Consider the following 23780-nt stretch of genomic DNA (forward strand, 5'->3'; position numbering starts at 1 on the left):
CCCGAATAGAAAAGGCCCGACAAGCGGGCCTCCAGTATACAGCGAAATGATCAGACTTTCTTGAAGATCAACGAGCCGTTGGTGCCACCGAAACCGAAGGAGTTACACAGGGTGTACTCCATACCGCTCACCTGGCGTGCAACATGCGGCACAAAATCCAGATCGCACCCTTCATCCGGGTTATCCAGGTTGATGGTCGGCGGAACAGCCTGATCGCGCAGGGCGAGGATCGAGTAAATAGATTCTACTGCGCCTGCCGCACCCAGCAGGTGGCCGGTCATCGATTTGGTCGAACTGACCATTACTGTGCGAGCCGCGTCGCCAAAGACCGATTTCACGGCCTGCGCTTCTGCCATATCTCCCGCCGGCGTAGACGTACCGTGCGCATTAACATAGCCAATCTGGCCCGCGGTGATGCCGGCATCACGCAGTGCATTAACCATCGCCTTCGCGGCACCCGCACCGTTTTCCGGCGGAGACGTCATGTGATAAGCATCGCTGCTCATACCAAAGCCGACGATTTCAGCATAAATTTTCGCGCCGCGCTTTTTCGCATGCTCATACTCTTCCAGCATGATGATGCCAGCGCCATCGCCGAGAACGAAGCCGTCACGCTCTTTATCCCACGGACGGCTTGCCGCCTGCGGATTATCGTTGCGGGTAGACAGCGCGCGCGCTGCGCCAAAGCCACCGACGCCTAACGGCGTACTCGCTTTTTCCGCGCCGCCTGCCAGCATGGCATCAGCATCGCCGTAGGCAATGATACGTGCCGCATGACCGATGTTATGCACACCTGAGGTACACGCTGTCGCGATGGAAATACTCGGGCCTTGCAGACCGAACATGATAGTCAGATGACCTGCCACCATGTTGACAATCGTTGAAGGTACAAAGAACGGGCTGATTTTACGCGGCCCACCCTTGACGAGGGAGCTATGGTTTTCTTCGATCAGGCCGAGACCGCCGATACCAGAACCAATCGCTGCGCCAATACGGGATGCGTTCTCTTCTGTGACTTCAAGGCCGGAATCCTGCATGGCCTGAACGCCAGCCACAATTCCATATTGAATGAAGTCATCCATCTTGCGCTGTTCTTTACGCGAGATGATGTCTTCACAGTTAAAATCCTTTACTAAGCCAGCAAATTTGGTTGCATAGGCGCTAGTATCGAAATGGTCGATCAGGCTGATGCCACTCTGACCGGCAAGGAGAGCTTTCCAGGTAGACTCTACGGTATTGCCGACAGGAGACAACATGCCAAGTCCGGTCACAACTACACGACGCTTAGACACGTTTGTCCTCCAGGGAGGGTATAAAAAAGAGATTCGTGGGATAACTACAGATAAAACTCAGGCGGTCGAGTGACCGCCTGGAGATGTTCACTTACGCCTGGTGGCCGTTGATGTAATCAATGGCAGCCTGAACGGTGGTGATCTTCTCAGCTTCTTCGTCCGGAATCTCAGTATCAAACTCTTCTTCCAGAGCCATTACCAGCTCAACGGTGTCAAGAGAATCAGCGCCCAGGTCTTCAACGAAGGAAGCATTGTTGGTAACTTCTTCCTGCTTAACGCCCAGCTGTTCGCCGATAATTTTCTTAACGCGTTCTTCGATAGTGCTCATACTCTTAAATTTCCTATCAAAACTCGCTTTCGCGATGGTTTTCGTAGTGTATAAAATGTTGAAAAATTTGCAACTAAATCCCGGCAGTTCTTACCACGATTTTACGCTATTTTGAGGCCTTTCGCCCTAATAACGCAAATAATTTTCATCGTGGTTAAACCATATACATTCCGCCATTGACGTGCAGGGTTTCACCAGTGATGTAACCCGCCTCGTCAGAGGCTAAAAATGCAACCGCACTGGCGATTTCCTGAGCACCGCCAAGGCGACCCGCAGGAACCTGCGCCAGAATACCCGCACGCTGATCATCAGACAGCGCACGCGTCATGTCCGTTTCAATAAAACCCGGAGCAACAACGTTTACAGTAATACCGCGTGACGCAACTTCACGCGCCAGCGATTTACTGAAACCGATAAGACCCGCTTTCGCCGCAGCGTAGTTGGCCTGACCAGCATTTCCCATGGTACCAACCACAGAACCGATAGTGATAATACGCCCATGACGCTTTTTCATCATAGCGCGCATTACCGCTTTTGACAGACGGAAAACAGATGAAAGATTGGTGTCGAGAATATCGTTCCACTCATCCTCTTTCATGCGCATCAACAGGTTATCACGGGTGATCCCGGCATTATTTACCAGAATATCAACCTCGCCAAATTCTGCGCGAATGTTTTCCAGAACAGATTCGATAGATGCAGCATCGGTCACATTCAACACCAGACCTTTGCCGTTCGCACCTAAATAGTCGCTAATCGCCTGCGCGCCACTCTCGCTGGTCGCCGTACCGATAACTTTCGCGCCACGGGCAACGAGGGTTTCAGCAATAGCGCGACCAATACCGCGGCTTGCACCGGTTACCAGTGCGATTTTTCCTTCAAAACTCATGGTCTTCCTCTTTTATTGCGCAAGTGCCTCTGACACGGCAACCGGCTCGTTGAGCGCAGATGCAGTCAGGGTGTCAACAATACGTTTAGTCAGGCCGGTGAGGACTTTACCCGGGCCAACTTCATACAGATGTTCAATGCCCTGCGATGCCATCAATTCAACGCTCTTCGTCCATTGCACGGGGCTGTACAGCTGGCGCACCAGCGCATCACGAATCGCTTCTGGCGTCGTTTCGCACTTCACATCCACGTTATTTACAACCGGGATCTGCGGCGCGTTAAAAGTAATGTTCTTTAATTCAGCGGCCAGTTTTTCTGCGGCAGGCTTCATCAGCGCACAGTGCGACGGTACGCTAACCGGCAGCGGCAGCGCACGCTTGGCACCTGCAGCCTTGCAAGCAGCACCTGCACGTTCAACGGCTTCTTTATGACCAGCAATAACCACCTGGCCTGGCGAATTATAGTTCACCGGAGAGACAACTTGCCCTAGTGCCGATTCTTCACATGCTTTGGCAATGGAAGCATCATCCAGGCCGATAATGGCAGACATCGCGCCAGTACCCGCCGGCACGGCTTCCTGCATGAATTTCCCACGTAGTTCAACCAAACGAACCGCATCAGCAAACGCGATAACACCCGCACACACTAATGCGGAGTATTCGCCCAGGCTATGCCCCGCCATCAGCGCAGGGGTTTTACCACCCTGCTGCTGCCAGACGCGCCACAGCGCGACAGAAGCGGCCAGCAGCGCCGGTTGTGTCTGCCAGGTTTTGTTCAGTTCTTCCGTCGGGCCTTGTTGCACCAGAGACCAGAGATCATAACCCAGAACAGCTGATGCCTCTGCGAATGTCTCTTCAATCACCGGATAAGCCGCAGCCATATCAGCTAACATACCGACGGTTTGGGAGCCTTGTCCCGGGAACACAAAAGCAAATTGCGTCATTTTTTTATCCTTATACTCAGAAACGAACCAGCGCCGAGCCCCAGGTGAACCCGCCACCAAACGCTTCCAGCAGGACAAGTTGCCCCGGCTTAATGCGTCCGTCGCGTACCGCTTCATCAAGCGCGCTGGGAACGGAAGCTGCGGAGGTGTTGCCATGGCGATCCAGCGTAACAACAACACTATCCATCGACATGCCGAGCTTCTTCGCTGTCGCGCTGATGATACGCAAGTTAGCCTGATGCGGCACCAGCCAGTCCAGCTCGCTGCGCTCAAGATTATTGGCTGTTAATGTTTCATCAACAATACGCGCCAGCTCTGTCACCGCAACTTTGAATACTTCGTTACCCGCCATCGTCAGATAGGTCGGGTTCTCCGGATGCACACGATCAAGGTTAGGCAGCGTCAGCAGCTCGCCGTAGCTCCCGTCTGCGTGCATATGTGTGGAGATGATGCCAGGCTCTTCGGAAGTGCCCAGCACAACAGCGCCTGCACCATCACCAAACAGAATAATCGTACCGCGGTCGTCCGGATCTAATGTCCGCGCGAGCGCATCAGAACCAATGACCAACGCATGTTTCACCGCACCAGATTTAACATACTGATCGGCGATGCTCAGCGCATAGGTGAAGCCCGCACACGCAGCAGCAACGTCAAACGCCGGGCAGCCTTTGATTTCCAGCATGTTCTGGATTTGGCAGGCTGCACTCGGGAAGGCATGCGTTGCAGAGGTAGTAGCAACAATGATCAAGCCTATCTGATCGTTATTGATGCCCGCCATCTCAAGCGCACGTTTAGCGGCTTCATAGCCCATGGTCGAAACCGTTTCGTTTGCAGCGGCGATGCGGCGCTCACGGATCCCTGTACGGCTGACAATCCACTCGTCAGAGGTTTCCACCATTTTTTCTAAATCGGCGTTTGTCCGAACCTGCTCAGGCAGATAACTGCCGGTACCAATAATCTTCGTATACATGTACGCTCAGTCACTCTTGGGTAATATACACACGCTCTGGTTTTCGCCATCCGTTGCAGACGAAGACGAGTGTGCATACACAGATTCCAGGCGAGCGGCGATCCGTTGTGGAACCTGCCGCTGCACCGCCTGCACTGCCTGCTCAATTGCCACGCAAAATGCGCGCTGATTCGCCGCACCATGACTCTTAATCACAGTGCCGCGCAATCCTAACAGACAGGCGCCATTATACTGGTCGGGGTTGAGGTGACTGAATCGCCTTGTCAGGCTTTTTTGTAACCAACGCTTTAATAAAATCAGCCACCACGACCTTTTTTTCCCTTCCCCCTGCGATTTCAGCAGTGAAAGAAACATTCTGACAACACCTTCCATTGTTTTTAATGTGACGTTTCCGGTAAAACCGTCACACACCAGCACATCCGTTTTGCCGGTCAATAATTCGTTCGCTTCAAGATAACCAATGTAGTTCATTGAGGACATGGAGCGTAATAATGCCGCAGCATCGCGGATGCTATCGTGCCCTTTGGTCTCTTCTTCACCAATATTCAGTAGTGCCACACGTGGGTTGGCAATACCGAGGATCTCTTCGGCCATCACCGCGCCCATCACGGCAAATTGCGCCAGCATCGTGCTGTCACAATCGACGTTTGCGCCCAGATCCAGTACAACGGTCTTACCTTTCTGTTGATGAGGCAACACGGTCACCAGCGCCGGACGCTCAATTCCGTCAAGCGGTTTGAGCAGCATTTTCGCCAGCCCCATTAGCGCACCGGTATTTCCCGCACTCACGCAGGCCTGGGCGCGACCTTCTTTGACTAACTCCAGCGCCATGCGCATAGAAGTACCACGGCTGCTACGAATAGCCTGCGCTGCGCGCGCATCACTGGCAATAACTGACTGGGCAGGAACAATAAGCAAGCGCGAGCGTTGCTCGAAATCAGCTTTGGCAAGTAATGGCGTGATAGCGTCGGGATCGCCGACTAAAAGAAGGTTGAGTTGAGAATTAGAGTTCAGTGCCTGCAAAGCTGCAGGCACTGTCACGGATGGGCCAAAATCTCCCCCCATGACATCTAACGCCAGGGTTAGACGTGTCAAGGTATCGTCGCAGCCTGGTTCGGTCTATCCCCGCTTACGCGGGGAAATCCTCACTAAGCTTCATCACGCTTGCGCGTGATTACTTAGTGATAACCTTGCGACCGCGGTAGAAACCGTCGGCGGTAACGTGGTGACGCAGGTGGGTTTCACCAGAAGTTTTGTCTACAGACAGGCTGGTGACTGCGGTCAGCGCGTCATGGGAACGACGCATGCCACGTTTGGAACGGGTTGGTTTATTCTGTTGTACGGCCATGGACCTTACTCCTTAATTACTTACGCTTTAAGCTGGCTAATACGGCAAATGGATTTGGTTTCTGCGCTTCATCAGGCAGTTCCCCAAAGACCATGTCCGCCTCGGACACTTCACAGTGTTCAGAATCATGCACCGGAACTACCGGCAGGGAGAGAATGATTTCATCCTCGACCAGCGCCAGCAGATCGATTTCACCGAATTCGTTAACCTCAATCGGCTCATACGCTTCCGGCAGTGCTTCAGCCTGTTCGTCTGAACGCACAGGACTAAAACAATACGTGGTGTAGACCTGATGAATGAACGGTTTCCCACAACGCTGGCATTCGAGCGATACCGTTACCTTTGCATCGCCGTTTAACACGGCAAGGCGTTGGTTATCGATAACGAACGACATGGAGCATTCCACATCACTGTCTACGCTGACTACAGATTCAGCGACGCGCTCCGCCTGGTCGGGAGTATAGATACCCTCGTAATCAAGGCGTTTTTGAGCCGTGCGAACCGGATCAAGAGTCAGGGGTAATTTTACCTTTTGCATAGGGCGCGCATATTAACTTTGTAACGTCATAGAGTCAAAGAAAAAGGCAGCCTGCGGTTGCCTTTTGCCAATAATTCGCACACATTGCGGCCTACAGTTTAAAATGCCTGTCATTGTTAAGCCATATTTGGTGAAAAAAATATGTCGCAAATTATCCTCGCTTCCACTTCGCCCTACCGCCGCGCCCTGCTCGAAAAACTCGGTTTACCCTTCGAATGCGCCGCACCGCAGACAGACGAAACACCGCGTGCAGGCGAAGCGCCTCGCCATTTAGTGCTAAGACTGGCGCAGGAAAAGGCGCAATCACTGGCGCAAAAATACCCTCAACATTTGATTATTGGTTCCGATCAGGTGTGCGTACTTGATGGCGAAATTACCGGCAAACCGCACACAGAAGAGAATGCCCGCCAGCAATTGATGAAAGCCAGCGGCAATATTGTGACTTTTTATACTGGCCTGGCGCTGTTTAATTCCGCAACCGGTCATGTGCAAACGGAATGTGAGCCTTTCGACGTCCATTTTCGCCGCTTAAGTGAACAGGAAATCGACGACTATGTCCGCAAAGAGCGCCCGTTGAACTGTGCCGGTAGCTTCAAAAGCGAAGGACTGGGTATTGCATTGTTTGAACGCCTGGAAGGACGTGACCCTAATACATTAGTGGGTTTGCCGCTAATTGCGCTGTGCCAGATGCTCCGGCGTGAACATTGTAACCCGTTGTTAAGCTAATGCTTTCGCGATCACAGTTTCGTTTTTAGGCAAACGTTACATTCATCACCAATATTAAAACGCCGTTTTAATTTAAGGAGAGGTGATGAAGATTTTACGTACGTTGCCGCTGATGTTTGCCCTGCTGGCGTCTGGCAATGTTTATGCGCAAGATAAGTGGCAAACAGAGGGCGTCGTTGAGGGCAATCTTCCGGCAAGCTGGCAAACGCTGAAAGCGCAGATGCGTTATCCCGATTCGTGGTTATCAGGCAATTTTAAAGATTTCCACCAGTGGCAATCGCATAGCCGCCAGCTATTTCGCCGCGCCCTGCTCACCCCGGACGCCACGAAACCCTTTTCTCCTCACTCGATAGCGAAAGAAGATCGCGGCAGCTATACCGCTGAAAAATTATCGCTGAACATTACGGACGATAACCGCATTTCCGCCCTGTTATTGATGCCGAAAACACCCGGCCCGCACCCTGCCATCGTTCTGTTGCACGATCATGGCTCGAAGTTTGATATCGGCAAAGAGAAGCTGATCCGCCCGTGGGGTAACGCGGAGCAACTCGCCAGTGCGCAAGCATGGGCTGATAAATTTTTCAGCGGTAAATTTATTGGCGATGAACTGGCGAGCCGGGGTTACGCGGTTATCGCTATCGACAGTCCCGGATGGGGCGATCGCGGCCCGATGGTTTATGAACAACAACAGGCGCTGGCCAGCAACTACTACAATCTGGGACGCTCGCTGGCAGGCGAAGTAGCCTATGAGGATATGCGCACGGTCGATTTTATCGCCACGCATCCCGGAGTGGACAGTAAACGCGTTGGCGTACTGGGTTTCTCAATGGGTGGTTTTCGCGCCTGGCAACTGGCGGCGCTGAGCGAAAAAGTCGCTGCTACAGCGGTGATTTCGTGGTTTGGAACCTATAACGGCCTGATGCAACCCGGCAATAACGTGTTACGCGGTCAATCCGCGTTCTATATGTTGCATCCGGGGATGCCCGCCCGCATGGACATTCCGGATATCGCCAGCATTGCCGCGCCGAAGCCGATGCTGATTTTCAGCGGTGGCAAAGACAAACTTTTTCCGGCAGAGGCGGTAAAAGACGCTTTTGACAAAGTGCATCGGGTGTGGTCTTCGCAGCAGGCAGACGACAAACTGGTGACGAAAAGCTGGCCGGAACTGGGACATGTCTTTTATCAGGAACAGCAAAATGAAGTGTTTCCGTGGCTGGACAAATGGCTGAAGCCGTAAGCCAACCCCGTTTTCCCCTCGCAGACGCGAGGGGGAAAAGATCACTTAGCGTTGCGTAACACTTGCAGACAATGTTTGAGTGCATCATCAAGTGGCGCTTCTATACGCAATGTTTCGCCCGTATGGGGATGCGTGAACTTGAGTGCCGCAGCGTGCAGGAACAGTCGTGACAGCCCGGTTGGAGCCAGTTGCTTATCAAACTCGCGATCGCCATAGCGATCGTCAAAAGCAATCGGGTGGCCGGCATGTTGAGTATGTACACGAATCTGATGCGTACGTCCGGTCACCGGGCTGCAACGCACCAGCGTCGCGAATTCATAGCGCTCTTCAACTTTAAAACGTGTTTCTGAAGGCTTGCCTTCGCTGTTCACCCGTACTATCCGCTCGCCACTTTGCAGAATATTTTTCAGCAAAGGTGCCTGCACCACTTTGACATGCGACTGCCACTGGCCGCGGACCAGCGCCAGATAATCCTTCTGCATATCTTTACCGCGCAGCTGCTCATGCAGCGAACGCAGCGCGGAACGTTTTTTTGCCACCAGCAAAACGCCGGAGGTGTCACGATCTAAACGGTGAACCAGTTCAAGAAAGCGAGCTTCCGGGCGCAACGCGCGCAAACCTTCAATCACGCCAAAACTCAGCCCGCTACCGCCGTGTACCGCCGTGCCTGAGGGTTTGTTCAGCACCAGGATATGATCGTCTTCATAGAGAATAACGTCGGTTAGCTGGGCAACTTTTTGCAAATGCGGAGAAACCGCCTCTTCTTCTTTTTCTGCCACACGTACCGGCGGAATGCGGATTTCATCCCCCGCTTCCAGTTTATATTCCGGTTTTACACGTTTTTTATTTACCCGCACTTCACCCTTACGCAGGATGCGGTAAATCATGCTTTTAGGTACCCCTTTGAGCTGGGTACGCAGAAAATTATCGATACGTTGCCCCGCTTCATCAGCGGTAATAGCAACAAATTTTACGGATGGTGTCTCAGTTTTCATGGGAGGCGATTCTAAATAGCCACGCTGAATAGCGCCACTCATTTTTCTATGCTTATATTTACAATTGACTCGGCAACTTCGTTTTACTCAGTTGATTCGGCGGTTATTAAACCAATCTCCGGGCAAAGGTGAAAAAACTGTGAGTAACCGGGTGATAAATGGTAAAAGTCAGCTTGCTATAACAGGGTTCGCAAGGAATAATGTTGCGGTTTTCCGTGTTGAATCTTGTTAAAACAAGTAAATGAGCGGAATGACCAGTTTTGCCTGTCCGATCATACACGCAGCAATGGCGTAAGACGTATTGAACTTTCAGGCAGTTAGCGGGCTGCGGGTTGCAGTCCTTACCGGTAGATGGAATCTTCTCTGGAGAGTTTTTCCCAGGCTGTTCCCCTGATAATTGCGCTGTGTTTTCCACAGGAAACACAGGCAACCGACACACTGCGCCTCTTTAGCGAGCGACAACCGTGAGGTTGGCGACGCGAATAGTCTCGAGGCCATCGGTTCTCCCCCGGAAAGGCGTTATCTTGCCCGCAGCTTAGTCGTCAATGTAAGAATAATGAGTAAGTTACGATGAAAAGAATGTTAATAAACGCAACTCAGCAAGAAGAGTTGCGTGTCGCACTTGTTGATGGACAACGCCTGTACGACCTGGATATCGAAAGCCCGGGACACGAGCAGAAAAAAGCGAACATCTACAAAGGTAAAATCACCCGCATTGAACCCAGCCTTGAAGCCGCATTTGTTGATTACGGTGCCGAGCGTCACGGTTTCCTCCCCCTCAAAGAGATCGCCCGCGAATACTTCCCAGCTAATTACAACGCACATGGACGTCCGAACATCAAAGACGTACTGCGTGAAGGTCAGGAAGTCATCGTTCAGATTGATAAAGAAGAGCGCGGCAACAAAGGCGCGGCACTGACCACTTTTATCAGCCTTGCAGGCAGCTACCTGGTGCTGATGCCGAACAACCCGCGTGCGGGCGGCATTTCTCGCCGTATTGAAGGCGACGATCGCACCGAGCTGAAAGAAGCACTCTCCAGCCTGGAATTACCGGATGGTATGGGTCTTATCGTACGCACCGCAGGCGTGGGCAAATCCGCCGAAGCGCTGCAGTGGGATTTGAGCTTCCGTCTGAAACACTGGGAAGCTATCCAGAAAGCCGCCGAAAGCCGCCCTGCTCCGTTCCTGATCCATCAGGAAAGCAACGTGATTGTGCGCGCCTTCCGTGACTATCTGCGTCAGGATATCGGCGAAATCCTCATCGATAACCCGAAAGTGCTTGAGCTGGCTCGCCAGCATATCGCTGCGCTGGGCCGTCCGGATTTCAGCAGCAAAATTAAACTGTACACCGGGGAAATCCCGCTGTTCAGTCATTACCAGATTGAGTCGCAGATTGAATCCGCATTCCAGCGTGAAGTCCGTCTGCCGTCCGGTGGCTCTATCGTTATTGACTCCACCGAAGCGCTGACCGCCATTGATATCAACTCCGCACGCGCAACGCGCGGTGGCGATATTGAAGAGACCGCCTTTAACACAAACCTGGAAGCGGCGGATGAGATCGCACGCCAGCTGCGTCTGCGTGACCTGGGTGGCCTGATCGTTATCGACTTTATTGATATGACCCCGGTGCGCCACCAGCGCGCGGTGGAAAACCGTCTGCGTGAAGCAGTACGTCAGGATCGTGCGCGTATTCAGATTAGCCATATTTCCCGCTTCGGCCTGCTGGAGATGTCCCGCCAGCGCCTGAGCCCGTCGTTGGGCGAGTCCAGCCATCATGTCTGCCCGCGTTGTAGCGGTACCGGCACCATTCGTGATAACGAATCCCTGTCGCTGTCGATTCTGCGTCTGATTGAAGAAGAAGCGCTGAAAGAAAACACCCAGGAAGTGCATGCGATTGTACCGGTTCCGGTCGCGTCATACCTGTTAAACGAAAAACGCGCCGCGGTAAGCGCTATCGAAGCCCGTCAGGGCGGCGTACGCTGCGTGATCGTGCCAAACGACCAGATGGAAACGCCGCACTACTCCGTACTGCGCGTGCGTAAAGGCGAAGAGACGCCAACGCTGAGCTACCTGCTGCCGAAACTGCACGAAGAAGAGATGGCCCTGCCGTCTGAAGAAGAGTACGCCGAACGTAAGTTACCTGAACAACCTGCACTGGCTACCTTCGTTATGCCGGACGTTCCGCCAGCACCACAAGCGCCAGCCACAGCAGCAAGCCAGGCGCAACCTGCCGCAACACAAGTTGCCGCCCCAGGTTTGCTGGGTCGTTTCTTCTCAGCCCTGAAAGGCTTGTTCGCGGGTGAAGCTGCCCCGGCGCCGGTTGAAGTGAAAGAAGAGAAAAAAGGCGAGAAACAAGAGCGTCAGCAGGATCGTCGTAAATCACGCCAGAGCAACCGTCGCGATCGTAATGACCGCCGTGACAACCGCAGCGAAGGCAACGAAGCGCGCGAAAGCCGTGATAACCGCGAAGGTCGCGAAGAGAATCGTCGTAACCGCCGCGAAAAATCGCAGCAAAACGCCGAAGCCCGTGAATCTCGCCAGCCAGTCGCTGTTGATGAAACAGAGAAAGCGAAATCTCGTGACGAGCAGCAGCAACCTCGCCGTGAGCGCAACCGTCGCCGTAATGATGATAAACGCCAGGCGCAGCAGGATGTCAAAGAGCTGAACCGCGATGAGCAACCTGCTCAGGAAACTGAACAGGAAGAGCGCGTACAGGTCATGCCGCGTCGTAAACAGCGTCAACTCAGCCAGAAAGTCCGTATTGGCGGTGACAACAACGTAGAAAACCGCGTTGAAGAAATCACTGTCCAGGACACCGCAGCGCAAAACACGCAGCTGGCGAAAGTCGACCTGCCAGCGGTGGTTGAAACCGCGCCGGTACAGGAACAGGATGAAAACGCTGAAGCACGCGAAAACGCGATGCCGCGCCGTTCACGCCGTTCCCCGCGCCACCTGCGCGTGAGTGGTCAGCGTCGCCGTCGCTACCGTGATGAACGTTACCCGCTGCAATCTCCAATGCCGTTGACCGTAGCCTGTGCCTCACCGGAAATGGCGTCCGGTAAAGTGTGGATCCGTTATCCGGTGCCGCGCGCGCAGGAAGAGCAGCAGACTCAGGAACTGGCCGTTGAAAACAATGCAGCCCCTGAGCAGGAGATCGCTCCGGCTATGGCTGAAGTGCAACTGGTTGCGCATCCGCAAGCGGAAGTTGTTGAGCCGCAGGCGACGGTTGAAAATGCCGAGCCGGCAGTGGTTGAACCGCAAGCCGCTGTTGAAGCACCGCAGACGGTTGCCGTTGAAACCACCCACCCGGAAGTGATCGACACGCCGGTGGATGAACAACCGCAGCTGATTGCTGAGGAAGATCGTCCCGTTGCGCAGGAAGTGGCAGAAGAAGCCGAACCCGCACAACAGGAAGTCGCACCGGTAGCAGAAACGCCAGACCCGGAAGTTGTACAGGACGCGTCCGAAGAAGCGGCTGCGCCAGTTGTTGCCGAGCAGGTGAAAGCGCCGGTGGTAGCACATGTTGCTCCCGCGGCTAAAAAAGTGGCTACCGCGCCAATGACCAAAGCGCCAGCGCCTGCCTATGTGCCGGAAGCGCCGCGTCACAGTGACTGGGTACGCCCGAACTTCGTCTTTGAAGGTAAAGGTTCTGCGGGTGGTCACAGCGCCACACACGCGGCAACCGCTCCGGCGACGAAACCGCCAGCTGCTGAGTAATTCCCTGGCAGTCAAAAGCCGACCCCCGGGTCGGCTTTTTTTATGTCTGTCGCACCGGATGGCGCATACCGCCAAGCCCCGGCATCACTTCACGCATCAGTTGTAAAAATTTCCGCAACCGCGCGGGATAATAGCGCGCCCACGGATAAACCAGATGAACCGGCAGCGGCGCGGCCTGCCACTGCGGCAACAGCGCTACCAGCTTGCCACTGCGCAACTCCTCTTCCACCGCCCAACTGGAAATCAGCGTCACGCCAAGCCCGCCAATGGCGGTATTGCGGGCCGCATACAGGCTGTCGGTATAGAGCCGGGGTGCAATCGCCACCTGTTCTGTATCGCCACTTTGCAGATGACTCAGATGAATTTCATGCTGGTAGAACGTGCTGAGCGCAATCCACGGCAGCGAGGAGAGCTGCTGCGGTGTGTCGACAGCGGGAAAACGCGCCAGCAACGCGGGTGACGCCACGATAGATCGGGGTACTTCTGCCAGCAGTACCGATACCGTTGCCGGGTCCACTTCTGCCCCAACGCGAATAGCGCAATCGATATTGGCACTGAGAAAATCGACATTCTTGTCATTGAGCATCCATTCAACAGAGAGTTGCTGGTGACGTTCAAGAAACTGAGTCAGCGGACCGAGCAGTTGTTCCTGACCAAAGGCATGCGGTGCGCGTACGCGCAAAATCCCGACCGGCTCGTCGTCGGACTGGCTCAGCTCATCTTCCAGCGCTACCCAGGCATCCGCAACGCGCTTTGCATGCTGATAGCAGCGTTCGCCATCATCCGTCAGCTTCATTGCATGGGTGGTGCGCAAGAGCAGCTTGACGCCAAGCAGCGACTCCAGCGACTGCAACCGGCGGCTGACCGTCGCCTGCGTCGTCTCCAGCTGGCGCGCCGCCGCCGACAGCGACCCGGCCTCCACGATACGGATATACGTCCGCATCAAATCCACCCTATCTATACGCTCTTGCCGTTTCATTATTATTTTACCTATACGTTTCACGTATAATCGTTTTACCACTCCGCTGGCTACCGCGCCATGCTCTGCTGCGTAAAAATGGCCTCACTTCGTTATTTACACCTAACGTTCCTGGGGAACCTGCTATGAACCGTCATTCTCTTTCGTCCGATGTTGTTGGCTGGGTCATTTTTGCCCTCGCGCTCGGCGCCGGATTCAGCGTCGCGGCTATCTATTATTCACAACCGCTGCTGCCATTAATGGGCAGCGACCTGCACTTAACCGTCAACGGTATGGGGCTGGTGCCGACACTCACACAGGCCGGTTATGCGCTGGGTATTTTGTTCCTGCTGCCGCTGGGCGACCGCCACGACCGCCGCCGTCTGATCCTGGTTAAAAGTGCTGCACTGGCGCTGCTGTTACTGGCCTGTAGCCTGACCAGCCATCTACCTTCATTACTGGTCGTCAGCCTGTTACTGGGCATGGCCGCAACAATGGCACAGGATATTGTCCCGGCGGCAGCAATTCTCGCGCCGGAAGGCAAACAGGGGAAAATGGTCGGCACGGTAATGACCGGTTTGCTGCTCGGGATCCTGCTTTCCCGTACCGTCAGCGGCTTTGTCGGCGCGGCATTCGGCTGGCGTATCATGTATCAACTTGCCGCAGTCAGCATTGCGTTGATTGGCGTGCTGATGTGGTCGGTGCTGCCGCGTTTCGCAACCCACTCCACGCTGAGCTACCCGGCGCTGATGAAATCGATGGCGCACCTGTGGCAACGCTATCCGGCACTGCGCCGCGCCGCTTTCGCCCAGGGTTTTTTATCCATCGCTTTTAGCGCTTTCTGGTCAACCCTTGCGTTGATGCTGCTGGAAAAATATCAGTTAGGCAGCGCGGTCGCGGGTACGTTCGGCATCGCCGGTGCGGCGGGTGCGTTAGCGGCACCGCTGGCGGGTGGTCTGGCGGATAAAGTTGGCGCAGAAAAAGTCACACAGTTAGGTGCGGGTCTGGTGACGGTATCCTTCGCCCTGATGTTCCTGCTGCCGGTACTGCCGCCGCATGGCCGGCTGGCACTGATTGCCCTCTCGGCGGTGGGTTTCGACCTGGGTCTGCAATCCAGTCTGGTGGCTCACCAGAACCTCGTGTACGGTCTTGAACCGCAAGCGCGTGGTCGTCTGAATGCGCTGCTGTTTACTGGTGTGTTCATTGGTATGGCGCTGGGCTCTGCGCTGGGCAGCAAACTTTACTCCGTTGCGTCCTGGCAGGGTGTGGTAATGCTGGCAACGGTTTCCGGTCTGGTTGCTCTGCTGATCCGTCTGTTCGACGCCCGTCAAATCCAGCAAGCGGCGCAGAAAGCGTAGGATAAAAAAAAGCCCGCTCCGGGGTGATGGAGCGGGCATAGCGAACATGCCCAGTTTCCAGACATGCTCAAAATGAAAACATTACTTATTCATCTGGAACAACGACAGACCCTGCATATCGGTGAACGCTTTGTAAGACGCCTGCAGCGCGGCTTGTTGCATGGTGTAAGACGAAATCACCGAGTTCCAGTCCACGTCAATCAAATCACTCTTCTGCTGTTTCAGCGCCACAGTACGGTCATCGCCCAGCGCATCGAGGGTGTCCAGTTCGTTCAACTGCGTACCCAGTTCAGCACGGACAGTCGACACGTTGTTCAGGGAGTTACCCAGACCACGGCTGGTTTTATCCACTACTGCCTGCGCTGCCGCCTTGGCGGTTTCATTGCCCGCTACCGGGGTTTTCAGTGCGGTAATCGCCGTATCGAGCATTTTGAACAGATCGGTTTCCGAAGTGCCCGGCAGGCCGGTGGCCGGATCAACCGGTTCTGGCGTGGCGTTGCTGCTGATATGGTTGAATACTTCATTGCCCGTATGCGCAATAACCATGGTACGCGAGGCGTCAACCTGCTGGGAAATTGCCTGGTTACCACCGCTATATGTGCCCGTGGCATCATACGGCGCGCTTTCCGTTTTATAGCCGCCAAAGATATAGCGACCGTTACCGTCGGTACTGTTCGCCAGGTTCAGCAGCTGATCGCGGTAGCCCTGCAGTTCAGTTGCCAGCGAAGCACGGTCATCATCACTCAGCGAACCGTTGCCCGCTTTCACAATGGTGCCCTGTGCGCCAGTGATCGCCGTCGTCACCTGCTGCAATACGCTCTCTTCCAGCGACACTTTCTGCTTGGCGAAAGTACGCGCCGTCTCATACTGAGTGTTTTGCGCCTGCGCCTGCGAAATCACCACCGCCTGAGAAGCGGCAATGGGATCGTCCGACGGGCGGTTAACTTTCTGCCCGGTCGCCATTTGCTCGCCGTAACCCAACCACGCGCTCTGCGAGTTGGTCACGCCGCGCATGCTTTGTTCGTACATCATTTGAGTACTGATACGCATTTTTCACCCCTTACTTAGCGAATGCCGAGCAGCGCATCAAACAGCGTGCTTGCAGTTTGTAAAACCTGAGCGTTCGCCAGGTAATATTGTTGATAACGCTGCAGGTTACCGTACTCTTCATCGAGGTTAACCCCGGAGATCGACTGCTGCTGCTTGGTCAACTGCGTCACCACGTTCGTCTGCGTGGTGGAGCTGGTTTTCAGCGTCGAGGTTTTGTTGCCTACATCGCTGACCAGTGTGGCATACGCGTCGTTAAACGTTTTGTTGCCGCCGACGACTTTCGCGCTTTGCAGATTCAGCATCGCCTGGCCGTTGCGGTTATCGCTCGCACCAGAACCGGCGACGGAAGCCATGGCGATTTTCGACTCATCGGTAATCGCCACGCTCATATTCACAATCGCATTGCTCACCGGGCGAACGGTAAAACTGTCGTTGGCTTTAGGGCCAGTGGTGGCGCTGATGCTAACTTTCAGACCGTCGAAATTCAGCGTGCCATCGGAGGGATCTGGCGTCACGGTGGTCGTGGTATTGTTGGACAGTCGGGTAACTTTCCAGTTAGTCCCGTCGTAGGCCACTTTATAATCCGTCGCCTGTACCGCCGAGCTGTCGCTGACCGCTGCGGTCAGTACCGCATCACCGGTGTTTTTGGAATTACTGGTGGTTGATGGCGCGCCAATGGTAAAGAACTGGCCACCCTGATTACCACTCGCATCGTAACCCTGCGTGTGTTGCTTGTTGAATGAATCAGCAAACGACAGTGCCAGTTGTCCAAGCGTATTACGCGCCTGGTCAAGATCCTGCGAACGGAACGACAGCAAACCGCCCAGCGAACCGGTGGTAATCAGTTTTTCCGGGATCTCAATATTGCCTGCGGTTTTGTCAACATACGCCACGGCAGTACGTGCCGGATCGGCGCTGGACTGGACGGCCGCCAACTGGCGCGCATCGCTGCCCTGCACCAGAGAGTAGCCATCACCCATGCTGATGTTGTAGGTGTTGCCATCCTGGACGCTGACTTCAACACCGACAATTTTGTTCAGTTCGCTAACCAGCTGGTCGCGCTGATCGAGCAGGTCATTCGGCGACGCACCGCCGCCAACCGCGGTCAGACGAGAAATCTGGTCGTTAAGTTTGGCAATCTGCGTGGAGTAGTTGTTGATCTGATCAACGCTTGAAGAGATAGACAGGTTTACCTGTTTATCCTGGTCACGCAGGTACTGGTCGGCCACTTTGAACTGGTTAACCAGACCGTCCGCTTTACCCAGCATCGCCTGACGGGATGACGGGTCAGAAGCGTTACTTACCAGTGTTTGCAAGCTGGAAAAGAAGCTCTGCAGGCTGGTCGACAGCGAGTTAGTGGTATCCGACAGTACATCGTCAATTTTTGACATCTGCTGGTAACGCGTGGTCAAACCGCTGTTCTGGTTTTCCGCTGCACGCAGCTGATTAGTAATAAAGGCGTCATACTCACGCTGAACACCGGTAACGAGTACACCGTTACCCACCCAGCCGCCACCGGTCAGGGTACTGTTGCCTGAGGTGAGCACCGTCGTCTGACGGGTATAACCCGCTACGTTATAACTGGCAATGTTATTACTGGCGGTATTAAGCGCGGCCTGGGCTGCGTTGAGCCCACTCATGGCGCTGTTAATCAAACTGGACATGGAGGTTCCTTATACACTTTCAGACATGAGTCCTGTTGACGATTATCGGCAACCCAGGGCAAAACTTGAGATATTTCAGAACAGATTTTGGATATCCGTGCTGTAGGCTTTACTGACCTTTTCACCCATCGATTTAAGCTGTTGGATCATGCTGGTCAGCTTACGGGCGTAGTTTGGATCGGTCGCATAACCGGCGTTCTGCAACGCCTGCGCGCCCTGCTCCGCCGTCGCCGCCGTGGTCACCGCCGAGTAGCGTTTATTACGCGTCAGCATGCCCACATAATCGGAGAGCGCTTCAAGGTACGAGCTGTAGACGCGGAACTTGGCTTTCACCTTCACCGCTTCGCCGTTTTCATATTCTGTCGTCGTGATTTCTGTGGTCGGCCCTTTCCAGCCTGGCGTGGCTTTAACACCAAAAATGTTAAAGCTCGGCTCACCGTTTTCACGCGGGATCTGGCGCTGGCCCCAGCCGGATTCCAGCGCGGCCTGCGCGAGGATCAGGTGATGCGGAACACCGCTCTGCTCACTGGCAAGACGCGCCGGCAGTGAAAGCTGGGCAAGGAAGTCTTTGCTGTCACCGGTTAACGGCTCGTCGCCATCTTCCGGCACTTTTGGCATCGCTTTGCGCACCAGTTGTGTCAGTGCCTGGTTTTGATAGGACGTCACGGTTTCCAGCGGGAACTTCATCGGCACCTGCTGCATCTGATCGGCAGGCTCAACAGGTGCCTGATCGCCAGCCATCTGTTTAACCATCATATCGGCCAGGCCAAGGCCTTTGCCTGCGGTCATCTGCTGTGCAATTTGCTGGTCATACATGCTGGTGTACAGCCGCGTTGAATCACTGCTGAAAATCCCGTCTTTCGGTAACGCTTCGCGCATGCTTTTCAGCATCATCTGCACGAACATCCCTTCCATCTGGCGGGCAACCGGGCGCAGGTTCGCGCCAGGATCCTGACGGGTTTGCGCCTTCAGTTCATTCAGTGATTGCGCGTCCCATGCCGCGCTTGTCAACAACCGGCTGTCAGTCAACATTAGATGATCTCCAGTTTCGCACGCAGGCAGCCTGCGCTTTGCATCGCCTGAAGGATGGACATCAGCTCCATCGGGGAAGCACCGAGCGCGTTAAGCGCACGGACCACGCTGTTCAGGTTGGCGCTGGAACGGACGCTTTGCAGCGAACCGCCACTCTGGCGCATATCAATTTGTGTTTGCGGTGTCACCACCGTCTGACCGCCGCCAAATGGCGTATTCGGCTGGCTCACGTTGGCCTGCTGATTGACCGTTACCGAGAGGTTGCCCTGCGCGACAGCACAGTTATCCAGCGCCACTTCGCGGTTCATCACCACCGAGCCGGTACGGGAGTTAATAATGACTTTCGCGTCCTGCTGCGTAACGCCGACTTCCATATTCTGGATGTCGGCCAGCAAACGGACTTGCGAGCTGCCGCCGTTAGAAACGCGGATCTGCACGGTACGCGCATCCAGCGCGGTCGCGCTGCCGTAACCACGGTTACGGTTGATGGTGTCGGCAATTTGCTGCGCCATGCTGAAATCTTCCTGGTTCAGCTGCAGGTTAATGGTGTTACCTGCGCCAAACTGGGTCGGCAGTTCACGTTCGATGACCGCACCGTTAGTGATACGCCCGCCGTTAAGCTGGTTGACCTGCACACTGCTGCCACCTGCGGAAGCACCTGCACCGCCGACCAGAATGTTACCCTGCGCCAGCGCATATACCTGGCTGTCAACGCCCTTCAGCGGCGTCATCAGCAGCGTACCGCCGCGCAGGCTTTTTGCGTTACCCATTGAGGAGACCACGACATCAATGGTCTGTCCCTGGCGTGCAAACGCCGGGAACTGGGCGGTGACCATCACCGCCGCCACGTTTTTCAGCTGCATGTTGGTGCCAGCAGGAACCGTGATCCCCATCTGCGACAACATGTTGTTTAAGGTTTGGGTGGTAAATGGCGTCTGGGTCGTCTGGTCACCTGTACCATCGAGCCCCACGACCAGGCCATAACCAATTAAGGAGTTTTCACGTACGCCCTGTACACTGGTGAGATCCCGGATACGGTCAGCCTGGGCGAAGGTCGCCACCAGCGCTAACACGATACCAGTCAAATACTTAAACATAATTCACCCCGGTTACATCGGCGATAAGTTGAGGAAGAAACGTTGCAGCCAGCCCATGTTCTGCGCTTCGTTGATATAGCCGTTGCCGACATACTCGATGCGCGCGTCCGCCACCTGTGTGGACGGAACCGTGTTGCTGCCGCTGATGGTGCGTGGGTTCACGACACCCGAGAAGCGGATGAATTCAGTGCCCTGGTTGATGGCTATCTGTTTTTCACCCACCACATGTAAATTGCCATTGATCAGCACCTGATCGACCGTCACGGTCAGCGTGCCGCTAAAGGTATTGCTGGCATTGGCGCCACCTTTGCCGTTAAAGGTATTACCGCCGGAAGCAGAGAGATCGGCGCGGGCATTACCAAACAGACCTTCCAGGTATCGCGGCGTGGTATCCATGCCGAAACTGGCCTTGCTGTCACGGCTGGCATTTGCCGACGAGCTCTTACTGGCACTGACGTTCTCTTGCAGTACGATCGTCAATGTATCGCCCACGTTACGCGGACGACGGTCTTCAAACAGTGGCTGATAGCCGTAGTTGATCGGCTGCGCAGTCTGATAAATCGATCCATTTACCATCGGCACCGGTCCCGGAACCGGTTGAGCGGTGGTCGCCCCCTGAACCAACGGCGTTGATGGAACCCAGGCACATCCCGTCAGGGTTAATGCCACTAAAGCCATAATCGGATAGCTGCGCACGGCGTATTTTTGCATTGCATTCATCTTCAAAATCAGGGTTCCGGTGCGGCAGTTACCGCACCGGATAACGCCTTAGAGTTGCGTCAGTTTTTGCAGCATCTGATCGGTGGTCGATACTGCCTTACTGTTTATTTCGTAAGCGCGCTGAACCTGGATCATATTCACCAGCTCTTCCGCCACGTTTACGTTCGAGGTTTCCACATACCCCTGATACAGCATCCCCGCACCGTTCAGCCCCGGCGTCGTGGAGTTTGGCGCGCCAGACGACTGCGTTTCTGCGTACAGGTTTTCACCAAGACTTTCCAGACCGGTGTCGTTCATAAAGGTGGTCAGGTTTAACTGGCCAACCTGAACCGGCGCGGCGTTACCCTGCTGCGTCACGCTAACCACGCCGTCGCGGCCAATGGTGATGCTCAGGGTGTTCGCCGGAATGGTGATCGCAGGCTGCACCTGGAAACCACCCGCCGTTACCAGTTGACCGTTCTGGTCGACCTGGAAGGAACCATCGCGGGTATACGCCGAGGTGCCGTCCGGCAGCAGCACTTCAAAGAAACCCTGCCCCTTGATCGCCACATCTTTACTGTTGTTGGTCTGAGACAGGTTGCCCTGGCTGTGCAGACGCTCGGTGGCCACCGGACGAACACCGGTACCGATCTGCAAACCCGAAGGTAGCGTTGTCTGCGCTGAAGACTGTGCGCCAGGCTGACGAATCGTCTGGTACAGCAGATCTTCAAATACCGCGCGCTGGCGCTTAAAACCATTGGTACTGACGTTCGCCAGGTTGTTGGCGATGACATCCATATTGGTTTGTTGGGCGTCGAGGCCGGTTTTTGCGATCCATAATGAACTGATCATAAGTAGTCCTGTTTAATTAGCCCATTGACAGCAATTGGTTGGCGCGCTGGGCGTTATCGTCGACGCTGCTGATAATTTTCATCTGCATCTCGAAACGACGGGCGCTGGCGATCATGTCGGTCATTGCGGCAACCGGCTTGACGTTACTGCCCTCCAGCACACCTGACATCACGCGAATAGACGGGTCGTCCTGCAATGTCGTACCACGGGTCGCTTGTGCGTTCTGGCTCAGACGGAACAGCCCGTCATCACCGCGCACCACTTCCTGCGCGTTCGCTTTCACCAGCTTCAGCTTGCCGACCGGCGCGATAGTATTCGCCGGATCGCCAGGGTTCAGCGATGAAATCGTACCGTCAGCCGCGATACTAATTTGCGAACCTTCCGGTACCGAAATCGGGCCGCCGTCGCCAATCACCGGATGCCCCTGAATGGTCAACTGGCCGGTTGAACTCACCTGGATATTACCGTTACGGGTATACCCTTCAGAGCCGTCCGCCGTCTGTACTGCCAGCCAACCGTCCTGCTGCAACGCCACGTCCAGCGGACGCGAGGTGTAGTCAAGTTGCCCTGGCGTCATATCGGCGCCAGGCGTAGAAGCCACTACCAGCGTACGGGTAGGCAGTGAAAGCCCTTCTACCGGTACCGCGCGCAGCGCATTGAGCTGCGCGCGAAAGCCTGGCGTGGACGCATTCGCGAGGTTGCTGGCGGTGACAGCCTGCTGATTCAGCGTCTGGCTGGCGGCGCCCATCGCGGTGTATATTGCGTGATCCATTAAGCCATCCCGTCAGACGATTAACGCAGGTTAACCAGCGTGTTAAGGATCTGATCCTGGGTTTTGATAGTCTGCGCGTTCGACTGATAGTTACGCTGCGCGACAATCATGTTCACCAGTTCTTTACTCAGATTCACGTTTGATGCTTCCAGTGCGCCGTTGGTCAGCTTACCGAAGTTGCCGGAACCCGCTGTACCCACGATAGCAACGCCGGAAGCGGTGGTCGCAGACCAGACGTTGTCCCCTTCGGATTTCAGGCCTTCGTTGTTAGCAAAGTTCGCCAGCACGATCTGACCCAGTACCTGAGTTTTCTCGTTGGAGTAGCTGCCCACCACGGTGCCGTCATCGTTGATGGCGTAGCTCACCAGTGATCCTGGCGGGTAACCATCCTGATCAACAGAGGCTGCACCGCTGCTGCCGGTGTTCTGCTGCATGGAGTTCAGGAAGCTCAGCGAGTAAGTGCTGGCAGCAGAACCATTGAGGCTGGCCAGCGCGATATTGATCTGCGGCTGTGCGTTCGGCGTGGCGTTCAGGTTCCAGGTACGCGGCGTGGTGGCTGGCAGCACTTCCGTGTAGTTAGTCACGGAAGTGAGCGTACCGTTGGAGCTGAACGACATCTGCGCGGCTTTTTCATAAGAAGAGCCGGAAATGCTGGAGTCTTTGGTGTAGACATCCCAGGTGTTAGCGGCGGTTTTAACGAAATAGCAGTCAACCGCATGTTCGTTACCCAGGCTGTCGTAAGACGTTACCGTGGTTTTTTTGTTGTAGGTATCCGAGTTAGTCGGATCGAACGGTGTCGTCGTCGGAATGGTCGCCGTCGAGTTCAGGTTCATCGGCATCGTCGCCGTGGTGGTGGCACGCGCCGACATCACGGTCGTTGGGATGTTAATGGTCGTCGGGTTGGCACCGGTCTGTACTACCGGCGGGGTACCCGCAACCGGATAACCCGTCAGTTGCATACCCTGCATGTTGACCAGGTTGCGGTTCTCGTCCAGCTTGAACTGGCCGTTACGGCTGTAATAAACAGAACCGTTGGTATCTACCATGCGGAAGAAACCATTCTGGCTAATCGCAACGTCCAGACCACGACCGGTGTTGGTCGTTGTACCGTCGGTAAAGTCCTGAGTGATACCGGCAACTTTTACGCCCAGACCCACTTTAGAACCGGCAAACATATCGGCGAAGGACGCAGAGCCGGATTTAAAGCCATAGGTGGCGGAGTTGGCAATGTTGTTACCAATGACATCGAGGTTGGTGGCCGCAGCATCTAGGCCGCTGACCGCTTGTGAAAAGGCCATGACTTACTCCTGATAAGT

General features: G+C 54.9%; 22 protein-coding genes. 4 read left to right on the forward strand and 18 right to left on the reverse strand.

The window, feature by feature from the left end:
• Positions 1-50: 50 nt before the first annotated feature.
• The 8 genes from fabF to yceD form a co-directional block, all read right to left on the reverse strand.
• Positions 51-1292 (reverse strand): beta-ketoacyl-ACP synthase II, encoded by a 1242-nt coding sequence (gene fabF / locus AAIG26_RS11245; protein WP_343179815.1) that lies wholly within the window; start codon positions 1290-1292, stop codon positions 51-53.
• A 91-nt stretch (positions 1293-1383) separates the two neighbouring features.
• The gene (acpP, locus tag AAIG26_RS11250; RefSeq protein WP_000103754.1) at positions 1384-1620 is read right to left on the reverse strand and encodes an acyl carrier protein; all 237 of its coding nucleotides are present in this window, start codon (positions 1618-1620) and stop codon (positions 1384-1386) included.
• 154 nt (positions 1621-1774) lie between these two features.
• Positions 1775-2509, reverse strand: coding sequence for a 3-oxoacyl-ACP reductase FabG (gene fabG, locus AAIG26_RS11255; RefSeq protein ID WP_020457450.1), 735 nt, complete (start codon positions 2507-2509; stop codon positions 1775-1777).
• Between the two features lie 12 nt (positions 2510-2521).
• Positions 2522-3451, reverse strand: a complete 930-nt coding sequence (gene fabD / locus AAIG26_RS11260; protein ID WP_045507087.1) for an ACP S-malonyltransferase — start codon at positions 3449-3451, stop codon at positions 2522-2524.
• A 16-nt stretch (positions 3452-3467) separates the two neighbouring features.
• Positions 3468-4421 (reverse strand): beta-ketoacyl-ACP synthase III, encoded by a 954-nt coding sequence (locus AAIG26_RS11265; RefSeq protein ID WP_097407552.1) that lies wholly within the window; start codon positions 4419-4421, stop codon positions 3468-3470.
• Positions 4422-4427: 6 nt separating this feature from the next.
• Positions 4428-5516, reverse strand: a complete 1089-nt coding sequence (gene plsX / locus AAIG26_RS11270; RefSeq protein ID WP_322553612.1) for a phosphate acyltransferase PlsX — start codon at positions 5514-5516, stop codon at positions 4428-4430.
• 79 nt (positions 5517-5595) lie between these two features.
• Complete coding sequence (gene rpmF / locus AAIG26_RS11275) at positions 5596-5769, reverse strand: 50S ribosomal protein L32 (RefSeq protein WP_020457446.1); 174 nt, start codon at positions 5767-5769, stop codon at positions 5596-5598.
• Between the two features lie 16 nt (positions 5770-5785).
• A complete protein-coding gene (yceD, locus tag AAIG26_RS11280) occupies positions 5786-6307 on the reverse strand; it encodes a 23S rRNA accumulation protein YceD (protein ID WP_343179817.1) in 522 nt (173 codons plus the stop codon).
• 141 nt (positions 6308-6448) lie between these two features.
• Here yceD and AAIG26_RS11285 point away from each other — a divergent pair, with 141 nt between their 5' ends.
• Complete coding sequence (locus AAIG26_RS11285) at positions 6449-7033, forward strand: nucleoside triphosphate pyrophosphatase (protein ID WP_020457444.1); 585 nt, start codon at positions 6449-6451, stop codon at positions 7031-7033.
• Positions 7034-7118: 85 nt separating this feature from the next.
• The gene (locus AAIG26_RS11290) at positions 7119-8270 is read left to right on the forward strand and encodes an alpha/beta fold hydrolase (protein ID WP_343179818.1); all 1152 of its coding nucleotides are present in this window, start codon (positions 7119-7121) and stop codon (positions 8268-8270) included.
• Positions 8271-8311: 41 nt separating this feature from the next.
• Here the strand turns inward: AAIG26_RS11290 and rluC are convergent, their stop codons facing one another.
• Positions 8312-9265, reverse strand: a complete 954-nt coding sequence (gene rluC, locus AAIG26_RS11295; protein ID WP_020457442.1) for a 23S rRNA pseudouridine(955/2504/2580) synthase RluC — start codon at positions 9263-9265, stop codon at positions 8312-8314.
• 570 nt (positions 9266-9835) lie between these two features.
• On the opposite strand from rluC, the gene rne reads away from it, so the two are divergent.
• Complete coding sequence (rne, locus tag AAIG26_RS11300) at positions 9836-12982, forward strand: ribonuclease E (RefSeq protein WP_343179819.1); 3147 nt, start codon at positions 9836-9838, stop codon at positions 12980-12982.
• Positions 12983-13022: 40 nt separating this feature from the next.
• Here the strand turns inward: rne and AAIG26_RS11305 are convergent, their stop codons facing one another.
• A complete protein-coding gene (locus AAIG26_RS11305; protein ID WP_343179820.1) occupies positions 13023-13961 on the reverse strand; it encodes a LysR family transcriptional regulator in 939 nt (312 codons plus the stop codon).
• A gap of 125 nt (positions 13962-14086) precedes the next feature.
• On the opposite strand from AAIG26_RS11305, the gene AAIG26_RS11310 reads away from it, so the two are divergent.
• Positions 14087-15298 (forward strand): MFS transporter, encoded by a 1212-nt coding sequence (locus AAIG26_RS11310; RefSeq protein ID WP_343179821.1) that lies wholly within the window; start codon positions 14087-14089, stop codon positions 15296-15298.
• An 81-nt stretch (positions 15299-15379) separates the two neighbouring features.
• On the opposite strand, the gene flgL is transcribed toward AAIG26_RS11310, so the two are convergent.
• From flgL to flgE, 8 genes are all read right to left on the reverse strand, one after another.
• The gene (flgL, locus tag AAIG26_RS11315; RefSeq protein WP_313626464.1) at positions 15380-16348 is read right to left on the reverse strand and encodes a flagellar hook-associated protein FlgL; all 969 of its coding nucleotides are present in this window, start codon (positions 16346-16348) and stop codon (positions 15380-15382) included.
• 14 nt (positions 16349-16362) lie between these two features.
• Positions 16363-18012 (reverse strand): flagellar hook-associated protein FlgK, encoded by a 1650-nt coding sequence (flgK, locus tag AAIG26_RS11320; protein WP_020457437.1) that lies wholly within the window; start codon positions 18010-18012, stop codon positions 16363-16365.
• Between the two features lie 75 nt (positions 18013-18087).
• Positions 18088-19044, reverse strand: coding sequence for a flagellar assembly peptidoglycan hydrolase FlgJ (flgJ, locus tag AAIG26_RS11325; protein WP_017456410.1), 957 nt, complete (start codon positions 19042-19044; stop codon positions 18088-18090).
• Positions 19044-20141 (reverse strand): flagellar basal body P-ring protein FlgI, encoded by a 1098-nt coding sequence (locus AAIG26_RS11330; protein ID WP_020457436.1) that lies wholly within the window; start codon positions 20139-20141, stop codon positions 19044-19046. Before AAIG26_RS11330 ends, flgJ begins: the two co-directional genes overlap by 1 nt.
• A 12-nt stretch (positions 20142-20153) precedes the next feature.
• A complete protein-coding gene (gene flgH, locus AAIG26_RS11335; RefSeq protein WP_020457435.1) occupies positions 20154-20852 on the reverse strand; it encodes a flagellar basal body L-ring protein FlgH in 699 nt (232 codons plus the stop codon).
• Between the two features lie 57 nt (positions 20853-20909).
• Positions 20910-21692 (reverse strand): flagellar basal-body rod protein FlgG, encoded by a 783-nt coding sequence (gene flgG / locus AAIG26_RS11340; protein WP_020457434.1) that lies wholly within the window; start codon positions 21690-21692, stop codon positions 20910-20912.
• Positions 21693-21708: 16 nt separating this feature from the next.
• A complete protein-coding gene (locus tag AAIG26_RS11345) occupies positions 21709-22464 on the reverse strand; it encodes a flagellar basal body rod protein FlgF (protein ID WP_020457433.1) in 756 nt (251 codons plus the stop codon).
• Positions 22465-22484: 20 nt separating this feature from the next.
• Positions 22485-23762: a flagellar hook protein FlgE gene (gene flgE, locus AAIG26_RS11350; protein ID WP_343179822.1), complete on the reverse strand. Its 1278-nt coding sequence runs from the start codon at positions 23760-23762 to the stop codon at positions 22485-22487.
• Positions 23763-23780 lie beyond the last annotated feature (18 nt).

Source organism: Kosakonia sp. PSU_27 (genome assembly GCF_039409795.1).
Lineage (GTDB): Bacteria > Pseudomonadota > Gammaproteobacteria > Enterobacterales > Enterobacteriaceae > Kosakonia.